1 protein-coding gene is annotated in these 579 nt (G+C 61.0%); it reads left to right on the plus strand.

Features of this window, described 5'->3' with window-relative positions; genetic code table 11:
* Positions 1–286 precede the first annotated feature (286 nt).
* Positions 287–579: recombinase family protein (locus A5780_RS06955; protein ID WP_197521679.1), on the plus strand; the 293-nt coding region annotated here is incomplete at its 3' end.

The following is a 579-nucleotide window of genomic DNA, read 5'->3' on the forward strand; positions in this document are numbered from 1 at the left end:
GGCGAGTTTCTGGGCGACGAGTCGACCATCGCGTTCGACGAAGAAGCTCAGCATCTGTGTTCGGTCCCCTCCGAAATCCGTTGACACTCAGAAGTGAAACACGTTACAGCCGCAGCTGCGGAGCGTGGTGCTGGCAGTGCCTGCGCATCTGGGGTACACCCCAACACCACAGTCGTGACCGGGGACGAACAGCGTCAAAATAGGGTGAGAATTCGCCTTTCTTGACACTTGTCGGCTGGGTTCTTAGAGTTCAACCTGACAATTTCGGTCTCTGGAGGGGTGAATCATGCGGGTCGGCTATATCCGGGTCAGCACGGTCGATCAGAACACCGTGCGCCAGCTCGACGGGATCGATGTCGAACGCACCTTCACCGACAAGGCCTCCGGGAAGGACTCGGCGCGGCCGAAGCTCGCCGAGATGCTCGCGTTCGTGCGTGACGGCGACACGGTGATCGTTCACTCGATGGACCGCCTGGCCCGAAACCTCGACGACCTCCGCTCGATCGTGCGCACCCTCACCGGCAAGGGCGTGCGGGTCGAATTCGTCAAGGAGAGCCTGACTTTCACCGGCGCGTCCTC

The organism is Nocardia sp. 852002-20019_SCH5090214, assembly GCF_001665865.1.
GTDB classification, from domain to species: Bacteria; Actinomycetota; Actinomycetes; order Mycobacteriales; family Mycobacteriaceae; genus Nocardia; species Nocardia nova.